Consider the following 19,170-nt stretch of genomic DNA (forward strand, 5'->3'; position numbering starts at 1 on the left):
TTGCGGCCGAGCTTGTGTGGTTCGGGCGATCCGGTCCTGCCAGCATCTGCGCCCAACGCCTCCAGATTTCAAGGAAGACCCCTCATGCGCCTCTTCTCCACCTCGCTCGCTTCGATGGCGATAGCCCTTGCGCTTCCGGTTCCGGCGTTGGCGGAGGAGGCGCCCGCCGCTCCGGCCATGCCGGCCGTCACCGAGCAAGTGCCGCAGGGGGCGCCGAAGCTGATCGTGGCCATCGCGGTGGACCAGTTCTCCGCCGATCTCTTCGCGCAGTACCGTGAACACTACACGAAGGGCTTCGCGCGCCTGCTGCAAGGCGCGGTCTTTGCGCAGGGCTTCCAGTCGCACGCGGCGACCGAGACGTGCCCCGGCCACTCGACGATCCTGACCGGCGTCCACCCCGCGCGCACCGGGATCACTGCGAATTCGTGGTTCGTCCCCGGCATCGCGCGCGCGGCCAAGGAAGTCTACTGCGTGGAGGATGAAAACGATCCGAAGTCCACGCCCGAGGCGGTGACGGTGAGCCCCGGGCACTTGCTGGCGCCCACGCTCGGTGATCTGATGAAGCACGCCAATCCCCGGACCATCAACGCTGCCGTCTCCGCCAAGGACCGCGCGGCCGTGATGATGAGCGGACACGATACCGATGCGGTCTACTGGATCGGCGACAGCGGCTTCACCACGTTCCCGGGGCGCCGCGCGGGCAAGGCCGCTGCGGCCGAGAACGCCGTCCTGACCCAGCGCGTGGCCGCTGGTGACGGCCCGCTGCCGGTCCCCGGCTGGTGCGGCAATGTCGACCGCGCCACCCCGATCGGCGACTTCACGATCGGCACCTACCGCTTCCCCCTCGCCGCCGGGGACTTCAAGGCCTTCGTCAACGGCCCGCGCGTCGATACGGCGACGGCCGAGATGGCCGTGCGCGTGGTGGACGAACTCGGCCTTGGCAAGGATGCGGTGCCCGACGTGCTGTCGGTCAGCTTCTCGGCCACCGACCGGGTCGGCCATGCCTATGGCACCGAGGGTGTCGAGATGTGCGTGCAGATGAACGTGCTCGATCAGGCGCTGGGCTACCTGTTCGATCAGCTCGACGCGCGCGGGATCGACTATGAGGTCGTGCTCACCGCCGACCATGGCGGTTTCGACGCGCCCGAGCGCCAGCAACTGCGCGGCAATCCCGATGCGGTGCGGATCGATACGGCGCTGACCGCCAAGGCGCTGGCCGCCGCCGTCACGCAGGATACCGGCATTTCGGTCGCGAAGGGCCCGCTGTTCTACGGCGCGGGGGAATCGGGCAGCGTCTGGCTTTCGGCCGAACTGAATGAGGCGCAGAAGGCGAAAGTCACGGTCGCGCTGGTCGCCCGGCTCAAGGCCAACCCGCAGATCGCGGCGGTCTATACCGAGGACGAGCTGATGAAGATCCCGGTGCCCAAGGGCAATCCGCAGGACTGGACGATCGAGCAGAGGGTGCGCGCCTCGTTCGTGCCCGGCCGCTCGGGCCCGGTGCAGATGCTGACCCGGCGCGGCGTCGTCCCCGGCAAGGCATCGCCGGGCAAGGTCGCCACGCACGGCAGTGTCTGGGATTACGACCGCCGCGTGCCGATGCTGTTCTGGCGCAAGGGCATGACCGGCTTCGAGCAGCCGACCCCGGTCGAAACGGTGGACATCGCGCCCACCCTTGCGGCGACCGTAGGCCTTTCCGCGCCGGCCGGCACCTGGGATGGAAGGTGTCTCGACATCGACGCGTCGGAGGCCGATAGCTGCCGTCGATGAACGACTCGGCAGCAAGGCTCGATACTGCGGTGGATCGCCGCGACCTGATTATCCTCGGCGGCGGTCTCGTCGGCATGACGCTGGCGCTCGCCGCCGCCAAGGCGGGGATCACCAGCCACGTGATCGACCGCGCCGATCCGGCGGACCTGACCGCCGAAGGCGCGGACGGTCGCGCCTCGGCGATCTCCACCGCGAGCTGGAACTTGTTCGGCAAGATCGGCCTCGCCGCCGCGCTGGAAGGGCTTGGCTGCCCGATCGATTCGATTGCCGTGACCGACGGGATGAAGCCCGGCCGGATCGACTTCACGCCGAAGCCGGACGAAGGCTCGCTGGGCCGCATGTTCGCCAACCGCGATCTGCGCATCGCCCTGTTCGAGGCGGCGAAAGGGCAGTCGAACATCGCCTGGCACGTGAAGACCGAGGCGGTTCGCCGTGACCGTGGGCCGCATGGCGTTGAGGTCGAGCTGTCCGATGGCCGCGTGCTCAAGGCGAGCCTGCTGGTCGCCGCCGAGGGCCGCCAGTCGCCCACGCGTGACGAGGCCGGCTTCGCGCTCGCCAAGTGGGACTACAAGCACCGCGCCATGGTGACCGGGCTATTCCACGAGAAGCCGCATCAGAATACCGCCTGGGAAATCTTCTATCCCGCCGGGCCTTTCGCGCTGCTGCCGCTGCTGGACGATGCCGAAGGGCGCCACCGCAGCGCGCTTGTCTGGACCGTGGCGGAGAAGGACGCAGCGGGCGTCATCGCCATGAGCGACGCCATGTTCGTGAACGAGGTGGAGAGCCGGATGCACGGTGTGCTGGGCAAGATCTCGCTCTCGGCCCCGCGCATGAGCTATCCGCTGCGCTTCCACCACGCGGGCCATGTGATCGACGAGCGCCTTGCCGTGATCGGCGATGCCGCGCATGGCATGCACCCGATTGCCGGGCAGGGCCTCAACCTAGGCCTGCGCGACGTGGGCGCCTTGGTCGAAGTGCTGACCGAGGGCATGCGTCTGGGGTTGGAGCCGGGCGATATGCAGCTGCTCAAGCGCTATGAGAAGTGGCGCAGCCTCGATGCCTTCATGGTCATGTCGGTGACCGATGGGCTCACCCGCCTGTTCGGCGTTCCCGGCCGCCTGCCCAGCGCCGTGCGACGGCTCGGCATGGGGGCGGTGCAGCGCATTCCCACGCTCAAGCGCTTCTTCATGGACGAGGCGCGAGGCATGTCGGGCAAGCTGCCGGAATTGCTTCAGGGTTGAGCGAGAGCGCTGGCCCGGATCCGGGGGCTCATCGCGACTTTTGACGGCGAACCGTCGTGACTTTCGGCTGAAAACCCCGTCGCCCCCGCGAAGGCGGGGGCCCCGCTTCCTTGTCTCCACGCCTCAAGAAAAAACAAGCGGGGTCCCCGCCTGCGCGGGGACGACGAAGTGTTCTGATTAATTCGGTTAGCGTTGAGGGCCGAAAACCCTCACTCCTCGCCGGTCGGTTCCGGATCCGGCGTGGGGCTCGCCTCCTCGCCCGGAGCTGCCAGCGGGCTCTGCTGGCTGACGGCATGGCCTGCCGAGTCCTGCAAGCGGCGCGGTTCCAGCATGGCGGTGGTTTCCAGCAGGTCGAGCGCGTCCTGCACGTCCTGATAGCGGCGCGCGTCGGCGATCCACGTATCGGCGGCCTGCGCATTGGGCAGGCGCTGGACTTCGCTGATGGCGTTGGGAATGCGCCGCGCGGTCAGCATCAGCCGCGCCCGATCCACCCGCGCGGTGGGCGAAAGCAGGGTCGAGGAATCGCGGTGCACGGTGAACAGGTTGGCCAGTTCGTTGCGCGCCTTCTGCCACAGGCTTTGGTCGGTCTGCTTCTCGCTCAGCTCGGGCGAGAGCGCTTCGAGACGGGCGGACAGTTCGTCGAGCGTGACCGGGTTCTTTGCAAACTCGATCACCGTATCCACTGCACGCGGCTGCGCATTGGTGAAGCGCAGGCGCAGTTGGTCGGCCACGTAGCTGAGCGGTTCGCCCCGATCGATCATGCGGCGCGCGGCGAAGGCGATCAGCAGGCCCTCGGCCCGGGCGGCGTTGCCGGAGGCAGCGTTGGTCTCGAAATCGACCCGCGAAAGCCGATCCTCGACAAGCGCGAGGCGGCCCTCCACCGAGCTGATCGCGGCCAGATCCTGCGCCGAGGGGGCATGGCCCACGACCGGGGCAGGCGCCGCCACGACAGGCGCGGGCCTATCGTCCTGATGGGCCTCATGCCCGGGCAGCAGACGGTCGAAATAGCCTTCCTGCGCGCCCCACAGCGCCAGCGCCCCGCCCAGTACGAAGGCGAGCAGCGCGACAAACAGCGCTCCGGCGCGCGAACGCGGCCGATCGGGCATCAGGGTAGGGGGCGAGGTCAGGTCCTGCATCACGCTCGTTTCTGTAAGATCACGATCCCGGCGTAAAGCCTTGGCACAAGTCTCGGGCCAAGGCCAGCAGCGCCGCGTCGTCGGGGTTGGGGGCAGTGGCCAGTGCGGCCCAGCCGGTTCCGGCCGCTGCCGCTATACGCGGGGCGAGCGCGGCAAGGCGGATTTTCGCGCGGCCGATTCCGGCTCCGGCCAGGGCCTGCGCGAAATGCGCCGCCGCCTGTCCGGAATGGAGCAATATCACGGCCGGGCCCCGCAATATCGCGGACAGGGCGGCGGGAAGCGGCAGCGCCTCGCTCGCGTAGACATCGCGCGTGGTGATCGAGAGGCGCGGCGGCACGTCGAGTTTCACCCGGTCGCGCCCGGCAAGGCGCAGCAGGCGGCGATGGGCGGGATCGATGCGGTCCAGCATCTCCTGCAATCCGGCGCTTCCGGTCAGGATCACGTCCAGCCCGGCTTCGCGCGCGGCTTCGGCAGTGCGCTCGCCCACGGCATAGGCAGGCAATCCGCGATAGAGATCCAGCGCCGCGCCGCCGTGGCGCAGGGCATTGGCGCTGCCCAGCAGCACAGCATCGACGGTCTCGCGCGCCGGCGGCTGCCAGTCGAGCGGGCGTACCGCGAATAGCGGGAAGGACTGGGCTTCCAGCCCCATTGCGCGGGCGGCCTCGCAAGTGGCCTGCGCACCGGGCTCGGGCCGGATGATGATGAGGGGGAGCACGGTCTCGGTCAGGTGGCGGCTTCGGTGCCGGCGAAATGCACGGCAATGGCGGGGACCGCACGCGCCAGCAGATCGGCGGCCAAGTCGGCAGGTCCACGGGGATCGCCGGGAGCGAAGCGGGCCTCGCCTTCCACTTTCTCGGCCCCGTCGGGGCTGTAGAGCGCGGCGCGCATCGCCAGCATGTCGCCCTCGCTGCGGGTGAGCACGGCGATGGGGCTGTGGCAATTCCCGCCGAGCCCGGCCAGCAGCGCGCGCTCGGCCTCAACCGCCGCGCGGCTGGGCGCGTGGTCCACGCCTGCGAGCAGGGCGCGCGTGCGGGCGTCGTCGGCGCGGCATTCGATCATGATCGCGGCCTGCGCGGGGGCGGGCAGCCAGTCGTTCTCGTCGAGCGGATGGCCGGTGCCCGTCTCGCCCAGCCGTCTTAGCCCGGCAGCGGCCAGGAACGTGGCATCGACTTCGCCCGCCGCCAGCTTTGCCAGCCGCGTGGCGACATTGCCGCGAAACGTAACCACCTTGCAGTCGGGCCGGGCATGGAGGAGCTGCGCGGCGCGGCGCGGGGCGCTGGTGCCCACGACGGCGCCTTGCGGCAGCGCGCGAATCGATTCGGCGCCAATCAGTACGTCGCGCACATCCTCACGCGGGAGGATCGCGCCGATGGTGAAGATGTCAGGCCGAATGGTCTCGACATCCTTGGCCGAATGGACCGCGAAGTCGATTTCACCGGCGGCCAGCCAGGCATCCAGCTCCTTGGTCCAGAGCGCCTTTCCACCGATTTCGGCAAGCGCGCGGTCCTGGATGCGATCGCCGCTGGCGGTCACGGCCACGATCTCTATATGCGCAACATCGATACCATGCGCGGCGGCAAGCCGATCGCATGCTTCTTCGGCCTGCGCCAACGCCAGTGGCGAACGGCGGGTGCCGAGGCGGAAGTGGTGTTCATGCGTTTTGGTGAGCGTCGTCATCGGCGGGTTGTGCTACCCGCCAATGGCGGCCAGTGGAAGGGCCGTTCAGGGTAATACGAATATGAGCACGATTTTGGGCATCGAAAGCTCGTGCGACGAGACTGCGGCCGCGCTGGTTACCAGCGACCGGACCATTCTTGCGCAGCGCATCGCCTCGCAGGACGAGGCACACCGGCCTTATGGCGGTGTCGTGCCCGAAATCGCCGCGCGCGCGCATGCCGAGCGGCTGGCTCCGCTGATCGAGGCGACCCTGGCCGATGCAGGAATGTCGCTGGACGATGTCGACGCCATTGCCGCCACGGCCGGGCCCGGTTTGATCGGCGGGGTGATGGTTGGCCTCGTTACCGCCAAGGCGCTGGCCATGGCGACGGGCAAGCCGCTGATCGCCGTCAATCATCTGGAAGGCCACGCGCTCTCGCCGCGCCTTGCCGATGCCGCGCTTGAATATCCGTACATGCTGCTGCTGGTGTCCGGCGGCCATTGCCAGATCCTGCTGGTGGAAGGCGTGGGCAAGTTCCGCCGCCTTGCCACTACCATCGACGACGCGCTGGGCGAAGCTTTCGACAAGTCGGCCAAGTTGCTGGGGCTCGGCTATCCGGGCGGGCCGGCGATGGAGCGGCTGGCGCGCGAGGGCAATCCGCGCGGGGTGCCGCTGCCGCGCCCGCTGGTCGGATCCTCGGAACCGCACTTCTCCTTTGCCGGACTCAAGAGCGCGGTCATGCGCGCCAAGCAGTCCGGCCTCTACACCGATGCCGATATTGCCGCTGCCTTCCAGCAGGCGGCGATAGACTGCCTGATCGACCGCACGCGCCGCGCGCTGGCAAGCGTCGGCCCGGTCAATGCACTGGTGGTCGCGGGCGGGGTTGCCGCCAACAAGGCGATCCGCGCCTCGCTGGAGGCGCTTGCCACCGAGCACCGCCTCGATTTCGTGGCCCCGCCGCTGGCGCTCTGCACGGACAATGCGGCGATGATCGCATGGGCCGGGGTCGAGCGTTTCGCGCTGGGCCAGTCCGACCCGCTCGACGTCGCCGCCCGGCCGCGCTGGCCGCTCGATCCCGAGGCCGGCGCCGTGCGCGGCGCGGGGGTGAAGGCATGAGCGGGTCCGGGGCACCCGCCATCGGCGTGATCGGCGCGGGAGCCTGGGGCACCGCGCTGGCGCAAGCGGCCGCCGGAGACGGCAGCGAGGTGCTGTTCTGGGCCCGCGAGCCCGAGCTCGCCGCGCGTATCAACGAGACGCGCCGCAACGATATCTACCTTCCCAATGCCGTGCTGGCGCCCAGCATTCGCGCGACATCCGATCTGGCCGAACTGGCGGCCTTGCCGGTGCTGCTGGCCGTCGTTCCCGCGCAGTTTTTGGGCGGTGTGCTGGCGCAGCTTCCCGCGCTGGGCTTCACCGGTGGCGCGCGTGATCTGGTGCTTTGCGCCAAGGGGATTGAGGCGGGGACGGGGCGGCTCATGGCCGATGTCGCCGCAGAAGCGGTGCCCGGCGCCGAGATCGCCGTGCTTTCCGGCCCCACATTCGCGCATGAGGTCGCCGCCGGGCTGCCCACCGCCGTCACGCTCGCCTGCTCGGGCGGCGCGGCGCAGTGGCAGCGGCTTTCGCCCCTGCTCGCGCGGCCGGCACTGAGGCCTTACTACTCCGACGACGTCATAGGGGCTGAGATTGGCGGCGCGATCAAGAACGTGCTGGCGATTGCCTGCGGTGTGGTGGACGGGCTCAAGCTCGGCCAGAACGCCCGCGCGGCCCTGATCGCGCGCGGCTATGCGGAAATGCTGCGGTTCGGTCTGGCGCGTGGAAGCCGCCCGGAAACGCTTTCGGGCCTCTGCGGCCTTGGAGACCTTGTGCTGACCTGTTCCTCGACGTCCAGTCGCAACTTTTCGCTCGGCCTCGCGCTGGGGCAGGGCCAGACCGCCGAGCAGGCGCTGTCCGGCAAGAGCACCGTGGCCGAAGGCGCGGCGACCGCGCCGGTGCTGGTCGATATCGCCCGCCGCGACGGTATCGAGATGCCGATCGCCGAAGCCGTCAGCCGCCTGCTTGCAGGCATGGCTCCTGCCGCCGAAGTGGTCAGCGGCATCCTCGCCCGTCCCCTGCGCGCCGAGCAGGAGCCGGTTCTTTGACCGACGGCATGACGGCCCGCGACGAGAACTTGCGGGAAGAACGGGAGCGCGACGATATCGCGGCGCTGGCCAAGGGCGGGCGCACCAACCTGTTCGGCTTCTTCCTGCGCCTGGCCGCGCGGATCCCGTTCCTGTTCATCGCCGGCCGCGCCTCGGTCTATGGTCCGGCGGCGCTGGGGCGCTTCGCCTCGGCGCTGGTGGTGATCGAGTTGACCTCGATGATCTGCACGATGGGCGAAAAGCGCGGGCTCGCGCTGCGCCTATCGAACACCGAGGGCGAGGTCCGGCAGGCCAACGTGATTGCCGACGGCACGATTCTGGCGGTGATCGCCAGTGTCTGCGCGGCGCTGTTCTTCTGGTTCGTGCCGGCACCGATGTTCCCGGGCGGGCACTATACCCAGATCGACCGGCTGATGGTGATCGCCATCCCGCCGCTGACGCTCACCGAGATCTGGCTGGCCGCGCTGGCCTATCGCCTGCGGGTGACGCCCACGGTGTGGGCGCGCGCGATTGTCGAGCCCTGGACGATCTCGATTCTGGCCGGCGCGATGATCTGGCTCGCGCCCGACAGCGGGCTTTCGATTGCCTATATCGGCTCGATCTTCGCATCCGCGATCACTGCTTTCATACCCTTCATCCGCGAATATGGGGTGCCGCGTCAGTGGCGCCCGCGCCCGCACGAGATGCGCAAACTGGCGATCCGCTCGCTGCCGATCGCGCTGGCCGACACCATCGAATGGGGCACGCGCCGCGTCGACCTGTTTCTGCTCGGCTTCCTGGCGCCGCCTTCGGCAGTCGGTGTCTATTACGCCGCGCAGCAGGTGGCGAGCCTGCCGCAGAAGCTCAAGACCAGCTTCGAGCCCGTGCTGGGCCCGGTCATCACCCGCAACCTGAAGGAAAAGGACTATGCCGCGATTGCCCGGCAAGTCTGTCAGGTGGGCTTCTGGATCACTGCCGCGCAGGCGGGCATCGCGCTGGCGCTCGGACTTCCCGGCGAAGGCGTGATGGGCCTTGTCGGCCGCGAGTTCGTGGGCGGAACCGGGGCGCTGGCATTCCTGCTGGCCGCCGAAGTGGTGGCGGCCACCGCCGTCGTCAGCGAGGCGGCGCTGATCTACGTCGCGCGCTTGCGCAACCTTGTCGTCTCGGTCCTGACCATCGGCTTGCAGGCGGGCATGACGTTCGGGGGCATCCTGCTCTTGCAGCACTGGGGCTACAATTCGCTCTATCAGGCCGCCTGCGCGGCGGCGGCACTGATGGTTTCGCTGGGCTTCGCCTCGATCATCAAGTCGCACATGCTGGCGAAGTTCCTTGGCCAGTCGATCAACAACTGGCGCTGGGCGCTGGTCTGGGCAGCCGTCCCGGCGGTGGTGATCGGCTACCTTGCCACCCGGTTCCTGCCCGAATGGGCCGAGCTGGCTTTCGGCATTCCCGCGATCCTCGGCTCCTATTTCCTGGTGATCTGGAAGAAGGCCTTCGGTCCCGAAGACCGCAAGCTGTTCCACAAGACCAAGCCTGCGTCTGTTTGAAAAATACGCGAAACGCGCATTTTTGTCGCGGCACCGGCACCAGTTCGTCTAGGTTAAACGCATGAACCCCCGCCGCGCCTCCATCGTCGCCGCTGGCGCCGCGCTCAGCCTTGCCTTGTCTTTCGTCTCGACGCGCGTTGTAGGGCCGGATTTCGTGAGCGGTCTTGAACGCAGCGCCGTGCAAGTGCGTGACGAAGCGGGCGGGCAGGCCGTCACGCTCGCCTTCCGCGACCGCTACGGCTGGCTGACGCGCCATCCGATCCTCTCGGGTGGCCAGGGGCTGGACGATGCCACGCGCACGCGCGTCGCCGCCGCCGTTTCCGATGTGCCGGGCATTGGCGGGATCAGTTGGGCGGGGCAGGACACCGCCGTTGCCAAGCTGCGCTGTCAGGACGACGTCGAGGGCATTCTCGCCACCCGCTCGATCCGCTTTACCGAGGCGAGCGCGCAGATCGATCCGGGCAGCGTGCGGTTGCTCGACGAAGTGGCGCAGGCGCTGCGGCCCTGCGTCGGCAGTATCATCGCGGTGACCGGCCATACCGACGCGGGCGGCATTCCCGAAGCCAATGTGGCGCTGTCGCGCGCGCGGGCGGAAGCGGTGCGCTGGGCCTTGATCGGGCGCGGCATTCCGGCCGACGGATTGCGCGCCACCGGCGTCGGCGCCAAACAGCCGATCGAGGGGCTGGATCCGCACGATCCGGCCAATCGCCGCATCGAATTCTCCGTAATCGCCTCTGCCCCCGTCAAGCCGACACCAATCGACACGCCCGGACCGGGTTGATGTCACGTCGCGCGCAGGAGGCAATTACGGTGGGAAATGCTATGAAAGGAGCCGCCCATGCCGCTATGGCTTGAAATGGCCGTTTCGGTGCTGCTGACCTACCTTGCTGGGTTCGGCATCGGCTGGCTCCTGTGGAACCGGAAGGGATAGTTTCGTGCTGCAAATGATAGAGGCCAACTCGCTGGTCTTCATCGCCGCCCTGTTGATCGGCATCGTCGTTGCCTTCTGGCTCTTTGCCAGAGCCTCGAAACCGGCCCCGCGCGACCGGCGGCCCGACGTGCTGGACGAAGGTGCTGCCCCGGCGCAGCGCAACCAGGCCCTGATCGACGACGCCCCGCCTGCCGCGCGCTTCACTGCGCCCATCCATATCGATCCGCCGGCGATGGCGGGGACGATGGCCGGGATCGGCGAGGTCATCGCCGTTGCCGCGCAGGAGGAAGTCGATAACGTGGTGCCGCCGCAGACCATCGCTGCCGAGCCGGCGGAACCGGTTCCGGCTCCTGAGCCTGTGGTGACACCGGCTCAGGAAGCCGCGCCCGCGCCTGCGGCGACTGGTGGGGCCGACGATCTGCGCAAGATCAAGGGTCTCGGCCCCAAGATGCAGACCTTGCTGACGACGCTGGGGATTACCCGCTTCGAGCAGATCGCCGGCTGGACCGACGCCGATCTTGACGACCTTGACGGCAAGCTGGGCGCTTTCGCGGGCCGTCCGCGCCGCGATAACTGGGTCGAGCAGGCCAAGATGCTCGCAAGCGGCGATACCGGCAGCTACGAGGCGAAGTTCGGCAAGCTCTGAACGGCCAGTCCCACGTAAAACAAAAAGGGCCGCGGATCTCTCCGCGGCCCTTTTTCATTGCATCAGGGAAGTGCCATCACGCCCCGGCGCGGTAGCTTTCCATGATGTCGCGGCGCAGCGCCGCGCCGCTGTCGGTGCGCGAGTAGAACATGTGCCCGCCCGGGTACATGTGCAGGTGTACGCGGTCGGCGCGGCCGAATTCGGGCATCTGCGAGACGATCAGGCGCGATCCGAAGTAGGGGCACGAAAGGTCGTCCCAGCCGTGAACGATGTCCACGGTCATCTTCGGGTCGATCGAGATTGCCTGACGCAGGTCCTTCACCGGGTTGTCGCTGTTGTCGCGGTCCCAGGCCTCGTTCACTTCGTTGGACAGCGCGTTGTAGCGCGCATCGACCTTCCAGCCGACCTGACGCGTCACGAAGTCGACCATGGCCGAAGTGGTGGGCGCGATCAGCGTGGTCAGCAGCGGATCGCCGTACTGCGCGCGCGCGCTGGCCGGGAACGGGTCATAGGCGGTGAAGTTCGAATCGTAGACCGAACCGACCAGACCCTGATCGCGGCGAATCTCGCGCAGATAGGTGCCGATGTCGACGCGGCCGTCCATGCGGCGGACAAGCGCCGGATCGAGGCCGGTGATCTCGGCAACCTTGGCCGACAGGCGATCGGTCGCGGTCTTGTCCTTCGGGCCGGCGAGGAAGTCGGCCACGAACTCGGTCTTCAGATACTGCTCGATCGGCGCCATGGTTTCGGCGCTGAGCTTGCCTTCGCGCTCAAGGTGACCGGCCGCCATCGCGGGCAGGTTGATCATCCACGGCAGCGGCGAAAGCGCATCGTCCTCGCCGATGGCGGGCGGGTCGAGATAGGGCGAGACCATGGTCATGCCGTTGATGCCCACGCCCATCTGCGTCTGCAGGTAGTAGGCCAGTCGCGGCACGCGGTAACCGCCGTAGCTTTCGCCGGCGAGGTACTTGCGGCTGGTGAGGCGTCCGTTGGTGTTCAGCCAGTCATAGACGATGCGGCTGAGGTACTTGATGTCGTTCTCGGAGGTGTAGAACGCCTTCTTCGTCGCTTCGGCGTCGACGCGGCTGCGCGAGAACCCGGTGCCGATCGGGTCGATGAAGACGAGGTCGGTGAAGTCCAGCCACGAATTCGCATTGTCGCGCAGCACCGCCGAGTCGGACGGGGCGTCACCTTGCGCGCCGAACTGCACGCGCTTGGGACCGATGGCGCCAAGGTTCAGGTAGACCGAAGCCGCGCCGGGGCCGCCATTGAAGGCGAACGTCACCGGGCGCGTGGTGGGGGCGCCGGGTACGGTATAGGCGGTGTAGACCACCTCGCCGATGGTCTTGCCCTTCTCGTCCTTGACCGGAAGTGAGCCGACGGTGGCGACGTAATTGACGGTCTTGCCGCCGATCACGGCCGACTGCTTGATCGACTTGGCTTCGGGGAAGGGGGCGAGCTGGCTGTCGTCCTTCTTCTCATCCTTGGCTTCGGGGGCAGGCTTGTCGGCCGCGTAAGTGGCGGCGGGGCCTGCGGCCAAGGCGAGCGAAAGCGCCAGGCAGGCGAGGGAAACGGTGCGCATCGGGAAGTACGACCCCTTGGTTGAGTGCGCCCGCTTCCGGGGCGCCGATGGGGGCGATGCTTAGAACGGGCAAATAGTATACGGCAAGTGAGTCCTTGCCGAAAATGCGACACGGGCGGTGGGTTTCGCTGGCGGCGAGGTTCCCCCGCCCATTCCGCCCATTCCGCTCGTCCTAAGCTTGTCGAAGGATGGCCGCGTTGCGCCACGCCGCAAGGGGCTTCGACAGGCTCAGCCTGAGCGGGACTGGGAGGACGGCGGGAGGATGGAGCTTCTGCTGGCCGGTGAGGTTTTCCCACCCACTCCCGCTCATCCTGAGCTTGTCGAAGGGTGGCCGCGTTGCGCTACGCCGCAAGGGGCTTCGACAGGCTCAGCCTGAGCGGGACTGGGAGGACGGCGGGAGGATGGGGCCTCGGCTGGCCGGTGAGGTTGCCCCACCCACTCCCGCTCATCCTGAGCTTGTCGAAAGATGGCCGCGTTGCGCTACGCCGCAAGGGGCTTCGACGGGCTCAGCCTGAGCGGGACTGGAAGGACGGCGGGAGGATGGGCCTCCGTTGGTCGGTGAAGCTCTCTCCACCCACCCCGCTCATCCTGAGCTTGTCGAAGGATGGCAACCTCGCGCCACGCCCGCAAGGGGCTTCGACAAGCTCAGCCTGAGCGGAAACGGTGCAACGGCCAACCGTCAACCGATCAGGGCAGCATTGATCCCGTATCGATGAAACGCTGATGCCAGGACAACGCCTCGCCCGGCAGCGAGGGTGACTGGAGCCCGTAAGACCCCTTCAGCGCGCGGGCGTAATAGTCCTCCAGCAACGGACGATAGTCCGGATGCGCGCAATTGCCGATGATGACCTTGGCGCGCTCCTTGGGGCTGAGCCCGCGCAGATCCGCAAGGCCCTGCTCGGTGACAATCACTTGCACGTCCTGGTTGATGTGATCGACATGGCTCGCCTGCGGCACGATGGCCGAGATCTTGCCCCCCTTCGCGGTGGAGGGCGTCACGAAGATCGAGATGAAGGCATTGCGCGCGAAGTCGCCCGATCCGCCGATGCCGTTCTGGATGCGCGAGCCCATTACGTGCGTGGAGTTCACCGCGCCGTAGATATCGGCCTCGATCAATCCGTTCATGGCGATGCAGCCCAGGCGGCGGATCAGCTCGGGATGGTTGGAGATTTCCTGCGGGCGCAGGATCATCTTGTCGCGGTACCGGGCCATATCGGCATTGACGCGCGCCGCCGCCTCGGGGCTGAGCGAGAAGGCCGTGGCCGAAGCCATGCGCAGCTTGCCCGAGTCCAGCAGGTCCAGCATGCCGTCCTGAATTACCTCGGTGTAGGACGTGAGGTTCTCGAACGGCGAATCGACAAGGCCGGTCAGCACGGCATTGGCGATATTGCCCACGCCGGACTGGATCGGCAGCAGTTCGCGGGGCAGGCGGCCCATCTTCACTTCGTGGCCGAGGAATTCGAGGATGTGCCCGGCGATGGCGCGAGCCTTGTCATCCGGTGGGCTGAACGGCGCATTGCGATCCGGCCGGTCGGTCTCGACCACGGCTACAACCTTGGCGGGATCAACCTTCAGGTAGGGAGAGCCGATGCGGTCGTCCGCCTTTACCAGCGGGATCGGCACGCGGTTGGGCGGCAGGGCGGTGCCGTAATAGATGTCATGCATGCCCTCCAGCGCCTCGTTCTGCCACGCGTTCACTTCGAGGATGACCTTGGAGGCGCGGTCGAGCCAGGTCTTGTTGTTGCCCACGGAGGAGGAGGGGATCAGGCTGCCGTCGGCGCGGATGCCCGAGATTTCGATCACGGCCGTGTCCAGCGGGCCAAGGAAGCCCTGCCAGGCCATCGGCGCCACCTGGCTCAGGTGCATGTCGAAGTAGTTCATCTCGCCCTTGTTGATGCGTTCGCGGGCTATGGGGTCGGAGTTGTAGGGCAGGCGGAATTCGATGCCGTCCGCCTTGGCCAGCGCGCCGTCGAGTTCGGGGCCGGTCGAGGCGCCCGTCCACATGCGGACCTTGAAGGCGCGCCCGGCGGCATGTTCGGCCTCGATCCGGGCCGCCAGCGCCAGCGGCACGGCCTTGGGGTAGCCCGATCCGGTGAAGCCGCTCATCCCCACGGTGGTTCCGCTATCGATGAGGCGGGCAGCCTCCTCGGCGGGCATGATCCGTGAACGCATTTCGGGACATTCGATCCGCATGGCTACCTCTCGCTTGTGACTTGGGACCTATGACTTGGGCATTTGACTTTCCCGGGCGGAGCCAGTCGCGCCTGCGTGCGCGCAGGTACAGTGCAAAGTCTACCGATGCGATTGCGGCCAGCGCATGACAAGTAACATGGACGGGGCAACTGCTTCTAGCGCGGACCCATTTCCATGACGGCGCGCGCAAGTGCGACAAGTTCGGCCTCACGATTGACGCCGCACTTCTGGAAGATCGTGCGCAACTGGGCGATCACCGTCTGAACACTGACGCCGCGCAGATTCGCTGCCTCCTGCCGCGAATGGCCATGGGCAAGCAGTGCCACCACTTCGCCTTCGGCCGCGGTCAGGCCCAGCGCGGTTCCGATCGTGCGTCCCTGCGCCTGCGCGGGGCCGAGCGGCGCGCGCAAGGTAACGATCACCCTTGGCGCGAAGCCGAAGCTCCAGTCGTGCCGGGGCAGGGTGCGGACATCGATGAGCAGGAGGTCGGTGTCCGAGCGGAGCCACAGGTCGGCGGGGCCATCGGCTGCGCCGGCAAGCGCGGCGGCGATGCGCTTCTGGAGCAGCCGGTCGACATCGGGACGCGACGCATGCAGCGTGCCGGCGCGGACCTGCAATGTGCCGGGCCCGAGCAATGCCCGCGCCGTTTCGGTCGCGTCACAGACCCGGCCCAGCGAATCGAGCAGGATGGCCGGGCTCTGGAACGCCTCCAGCGAGCCGCGCAGCAGATCGATGCCCTGATGCTCGATGGCATCCTGCATGCGGATCGCGGCAAGCACGTGGGGAGCGACGGCTTGCAATACCGCGCGCTGCGCCTCGGTGGTCAGTCCCTCGCGATGTCCGTGCAGCACGGCGAGGCCGAAGAACACACCGGGCCGCTGGCTGAGCACGATCTGCGCGCCGAATTCCGCGTCATACTTTCGGACGTGGTCCAGATAGGCTTCGTTTGTCCCATTTTGGCGCACCTCTTGATAATGCGCCTCCCAGGTCAGCTCCATCGGCGCGCGCGTGGCGGCCACGCGATAGTTTACGTCGCGCCGCAATCCGCCCGCAGCGATGAACTCTTCCTCGTAATCGGGAGGGCAGTCCGTTGCCCAGTTGAAGGACCGGAAGCGATGGCCCAAGGCGAGCAGCTGGGCACGGGAAGAGCCCGTAATGTCGCGCAAAGCCTTGAGTGCAGTATCCCACCCTCCCTGTTCGAAGGGTGCCCGCGCGAAGAGGTCTGTCACCTCTTTGCCATCGCTGAGGGATTCCCTGTTCCCGTGCACATGACCTTCATGACGGCTGGACGTGTACTTAACAAGTACTGTTAATGAGCACTCGTGCTCAGAGGCTTTACCATGGACGTGGTATGCCTGCAGGCGGCGTTACGTCCAGAACGGATCTGCGACCCGAGGGATCGGCGAAATGCCATCCTGAGACTATGCCCGGGCCCTGTTCCTACAGGGTCCGGGCGTCTTGTATCGGCCCGCTGCGCTCTGGCCGGGCGATCACGGAAACGGGTTTATCAGGAGTGACGCGAAGATCAGGCGGTCGCGTAAATGGCTGGTCTGTAACGAGGCTCCGGTATCGGCATGCCTTGCTCGGCGGCGACTTCCAGCCAGCCTTCGATAGCATCGTTGATGTTCGCCAGGGCTTCGACCCGGCTCTTGCCATGCGCGGAGCAAGGCTTGAGATCGGGAACATCCGCGATCCAGCAGGAGTCCTCATCGGACCAGAACAGGTTGATGTGGTAACGAGGTTCCATCACTCGATCATGTATAACGCGTGCTGCTCGACGAGTTCAAGGAACTCGCGAACCTGATAGGCTTTGGCGTCCTTGGCACTCGGCTGAACCGGGAAGGGACGGTTGAGGGCAGGGTGTATCCAGATTTGATGGCTTCCCTTGGTCCGTTTGTGGGTGAATCCAAATGCCCTGAGCAACTTCTCGAAATCGCGGAACGAGATTGTTCGATCCTGTGCTTCCAGAAGTTCCGCATAAAGTTTGGCTGGTTTGATCATTGGTGCCTCAAACGGTTTGAGGCGCATTACCAGTCAAATTACTGAGTGGGCATGGAAGTTCAATCCAAATCCGGACTGCATTGGAGTGTCTGGACCATGGTTTACGTCTATTTGCTCCATTTCCGCTGTACTTTCCCATACCGCGTCTTGCGCGTGCCGGGTTTGCCCTCGTTGCTGCGGCCGACGATGGGCGCTTTCTTGTGGTCGTCCGGAATGCCGAGTTCGCTGGCTTCGAGGCGGCGGATCTCGTCGCGCAGGCGGCCGGCTTCCTCGAATTCGAGGTCGGCGGCGGCGTTGCGCATCTTCTTTTCGAGGTCCTCGATATAGGCCCGCAAGTTGTGGCCGACGAGGTTGTTCTCACCCTCGGCATCGATGTCGACGAGCACGCCGTCGCGGCTGGCGGTGTCTGCCACGATGTCGGCGATGCGGCGCTTGATCGTCTGCGGGGTGATGCCGTGTTCGGTGTTGTATTCTTCCTGCTTGGCACGGCGGCGGTCGGTTTCCGCGATCGCGCGCTCCATGCTGCCGGTCATGCGATCGGCATAGAGGATCACGCGGCCATCCACGTTACGCGCGGCGCGGCCGATAGTCTGGATCAGGGAAGTCTCGCTGCGCAGGAAGCCTTCCTTGTCGGCATCGAGGATGCAGACGAGCCCGCATTCGGGAATGTCGAGGCCCTCGCGCAGCAGGTTGATGCCTACCAGCACATCGTAGACGCCCATGCGAAGATCGCGGATCAGTTCGATGCGTTCCAGCGTCTCGACGTCGCTGTGCATGTAGCGGACGCGCACGCCCGCCTCGTGCATGAACTCGGTGAGATCCTCGGCCATGCGCTTGGTGAGGGTGGTGACGAGGGTGCGATAGCCGCGCTCGGCCGTGGTTTTGCACTCGACGATGCAGTCCTGCACCTGATCCTCGACCGGGCGGATTTCCACCGGCGGGTCGATCAGGCCGGTGGGGCGGATCACCTGCTCGGCGAAGACGCCGCCCGATTCGTCCATCTCCCAGTGGCCGGGAGTCGCGGACACGGCGATGGTCTGCGGGCGCATCGCATCCCATTCGTTGAAGCGCAGCGGGCGATTGTCGATGCAGCTCGGCAGGCGGAAGCCATACTCGGCCAGCGTGATCTTGCGGCGGTGGTCGCCTTTCGACATGGCACCGATCTGCGGCACCGTCTGGTGGCTTTCGTCCACGAACAGCAGCGCATTGTCCGGCAGGTATTCGAACAAAGTCGGCGGCGGCTCGCCCGGCAGGCGGCCGGTGAGGAAGCGCGAATAGTTCTCGATTCCCGCGCAGCTTCCGGTGGCGGCGATCATCTCAAGGTCGAAATTGGTGCGCTGCTCCAGCCGCTGCGCTTCCAGAAGGCGGCCTTCGGCTTCCAGTTCCTTCAGACGCTCGGTCAGTTCGAAACGGATCGCCTCGCTCGCCTGCTTCATCGTCGGGCCGGGCGTGACGTAGTGCGAGTTCGCGTAGACCCGCACCTTTTCGAGCGCGGAGCCCTTCTTGCCGGTGAGCGGATCGAACTCGGCGATCTCCTCGATCTCGTCCCCGAAGAACGAGATGCGCCAGGCGGTGTCCTCAAGGTGGGAGGGGAACAGTTCCAGATTGTCCCCGCGCACGCGGAAGGTGCCGCGCGTGAAGGCCGCGTCGTTGCGCTTGTACTGGAGGGCGACCAGTTTGCGGATGATCTCGCGCTGGTCCTGCGTTTCGCCGACCTTGAGGTCGAAGATCATCGCCGAATAGGTCTCGACCGAGCCGATGCCGTAGAGGCATGAGACCGAGGCGACGATGATCACGTCGTCCCGCTCCAGCAATGCCCGCGTCGCCGAGTGGCGCATGCGGTCGATCGCCTCGTTCACCGAGCTTTCCTTCTCGATGTAGGTGTCAGACCGGGCGACGTAGGCCTCAGGCTGGTAATAATCGTAGTACGAGACGAAGTACTCGACCGCGTTCTCCGGGAAGAAGTCTTTCATCTCGGCATAGAGCTGCGCGGCGAGGATCTTGTTCGGGGCAAGGATCAGCGCCGGGCGCTGCAGTTCCTCGATCACCTTGGCCATCGTGAACGTCTTGCCCGAGCCCGTTACGCCCAGCAGCACTTGCGTCTTCTCGCCCTCTCCCGCCGTGGCGACGAGGTCGGCGATGGCCGTCGGCTGGTCTCCGTTCGGTTCGTATTCCGAAACGACCTTGAACGGCCTGCCCGGCATCGACTTGTCGGGACGCTGCGGTTTGTGAGGGACGAAAGTGCCCGAGGTATCCGGTTCCTCAAGGCCCCGGCGGATGATCAGCTCTGCCATGGGAGAACATATGGGGTATGTCGCCGGGCCCCGCAATGAGTCATTGGCAGGGCGCGGC

The 19,170-nt window shown here is 66.7% G+C and carries 16 protein-coding genes; 7 read left to right on the forward strand and 9 right to left on the reverse strand.

Going from position 1 to position 19,170, the window contains the following annotated elements:
• Positions 1 to 84 precede the first annotated feature (84 nt).
• Together EDF56_RS13695 and EDF56_RS13700 are read left to right on the forward strand one after the other, a co-directional pair.
• A complete protein-coding gene (locus tag EDF56_RS13695) occupies positions 85 to 1,767 on the forward strand; it encodes an alkaline phosphatase family protein (RefSeq protein ID WP_132388263.1) in 1,683 nt (560 codons plus the stop codon).
• Entirely contained in the window at positions 1,764 to 3,008 is a 1,245-nt protein-coding gene (locus EDF56_RS13700; RefSeq protein ID WP_132388265.1) for a UbiH/UbiF/VisC/COQ6 family ubiquinone biosynthesis hydroxylase, read from the forward strand. Before EDF56_RS13695 ends, EDF56_RS13700 begins: the two co-directional genes overlap by 4 nt.
• A gap of 209 nt (positions 3,009 to 3,217) precedes the next feature.
• On the opposite strand, the gene EDF56_RS13705 is transcribed toward EDF56_RS13700, so the two are convergent.
• From EDF56_RS13705 to hemC, 3 genes are read right to left on the reverse strand one after another with little or no spacing between them, the layout of a single operon-like run.
• Entirely contained in the window at positions 3,218 to 4,144 is a 927-nt protein-coding gene (locus EDF56_RS13705) for a hypothetical protein (RefSeq protein ID WP_132388267.1), read from the reverse strand.
• A 19-nt stretch (positions 4,145 to 4,163) separates the two neighbouring features.
• Positions 4,164 to 4,859, reverse strand: coding sequence for a uroporphyrinogen-III synthase (locus tag EDF56_RS13710; RefSeq protein WP_132388269.1), 696 nt, complete (start codon positions 4,857 to 4,859; stop codon positions 4,164 to 4,166).
• Positions 4,860 to 4,867: 8 nt separating this feature from the next.
• The gene (gene hemC / locus EDF56_RS13715) at positions 4,868 to 5,821 is read right to left on the reverse strand and encodes a hydroxymethylbilane synthase (RefSeq protein WP_132388271.1); all 954 of its coding nucleotides are present in this window, start codon (positions 5,819 to 5,821) and stop codon (positions 4,868 to 4,870) included.
• Positions 5,822 to 5,882: 61 nt separating this feature from the next.
• Here hemC and tsaD point away from each other — a divergent pair, with 61 nt between their 5' ends.
• The 5 genes from tsaD (at position 5,883) to EDF56_RS13740 (ending at position 11,042) form a co-directional block, all read left to right on the forward strand.
• Entirely contained in the window at positions 5,883 to 6,917 is a 1,035-nt protein-coding gene (tsaD, locus tag EDF56_RS13720) for a tRNA (adenosine(37)-N6)-threonylcarbamoyltransferase complex transferase subunit TsaD (RefSeq protein WP_132388273.1), read from the forward strand.
• On the forward strand, positions 6,914 to 7,939 hold the full coding sequence (locus EDF56_RS13725; RefSeq protein ID WP_132388275.1) for an NAD(P)H-dependent glycerol-3-phosphate dehydrogenase: 1,026 nt from the start codon (positions 6,914 to 6,916) through the stop codon (positions 7,937 to 7,939). The genes tsaD and EDF56_RS13725 overlap by 4 nt, the downstream gene beginning before the upstream one ends.
• Before the next feature lie 8 nt (positions 7,940 to 7,947).
• Complete coding sequence (locus EDF56_RS13730) at positions 7,948 to 9,465, forward strand: lipopolysaccharide biosynthesis protein (protein WP_132388607.1); 1,518 nt, start codon at positions 7,948 to 7,950, stop codon at positions 9,463 to 9,465.
• Positions 9,466 to 9,526: 61 nt separating this feature from the next.
• Entirely contained in the window at positions 9,527 to 10,246 is a 720-nt protein-coding gene (locus EDF56_RS13735; RefSeq protein WP_132388277.1) for an OmpA family protein, read from the forward strand.
• Between the two features lie 163 nt (positions 10,247 to 10,409).
• On the forward strand, positions 10,410 to 11,042 hold the full coding sequence (locus EDF56_RS13740) for a hypothetical protein (protein WP_207904708.1): 633 nt from the start codon (positions 10,410 to 10,412) through the stop codon (positions 11,040 to 11,042).
• Between the two features lie 76 nt (positions 11,043 to 11,118).
• On the opposite strand, the gene EDF56_RS13745 is transcribed toward EDF56_RS13740, so the two are convergent.
• The 6 genes from EDF56_RS13745 to uvrB form a co-directional block, all read right to left on the reverse strand.
• The gene (locus EDF56_RS13745; RefSeq protein WP_132388281.1) at positions 11,119 to 12,624 is read right to left on the reverse strand and encodes a peptidase S10; all 1,506 of its coding nucleotides are present in this window, start codon (positions 12,622 to 12,624) and stop codon (positions 11,119 to 11,121) included.
• A 687-nt stretch (positions 12,625 to 13,311) separates the two neighbouring features.
• Entirely contained in the window at positions 13,312 to 14,796 is a 1,485-nt protein-coding gene (locus EDF56_RS13750) for an acetyl-CoA hydrolase/transferase family protein (RefSeq protein WP_243652583.1), read from the reverse strand.
• Between the two features lie 176 nt (positions 14,797 to 14,972).
• On the reverse strand, positions 14,973 to 16,046 hold the full coding sequence (locus tag EDF56_RS13755) for a helix-turn-helix transcriptional regulator (RefSeq protein WP_243652584.1): 1,074 nt from the start codon (positions 16,044 to 16,046) through the stop codon (positions 14,973 to 14,975).
• A gap of 296 nt (positions 16,047 to 16,342) precedes the next feature.
• The gene (locus EDF56_RS13760) at positions 16,343 to 16,564 is read right to left on the reverse strand and encodes a type II toxin-antitoxin system HicB family antitoxin (RefSeq protein ID WP_132388285.1); all 222 of its coding nucleotides are present in this window, start codon (positions 16,562 to 16,564) and stop codon (positions 16,343 to 16,345) included.
• Positions 16,564 to 16,845, reverse strand: a complete 282-nt coding sequence (locus EDF56_RS13765; protein WP_243652585.1) for a type II toxin-antitoxin system HicA family toxin — start codon at positions 16,843 to 16,845, stop codon at positions 16,564 to 16,566. The genes EDF56_RS13760 and EDF56_RS13765 overlap by 1 nt, the downstream gene beginning before the upstream one ends.
• Before the next feature lie 80 nt (positions 16,846 to 16,925).
• Positions 16,926 to 19,112 carry an excinuclease ABC subunit UvrB gene (gene uvrB, locus EDF56_RS13770; RefSeq protein WP_132388289.1) on the reverse strand — a complete coding sequence of 729 codons (2,187 nt, stop codon included), beginning with the start codon at positions 19,110 to 19,112 and terminating at the stop codon, positions 16,926 to 16,928.
• Positions 19,113 to 19,170: the final 58 nt, after the last annotated feature.

Source organism: Novosphingobium sp. PhB165, assembly GCF_004341845.1.
Lineage (GTDB): Bacteria > Pseudomonadota > Alphaproteobacteria > Sphingomonadales > Sphingomonadaceae > Novosphingobium.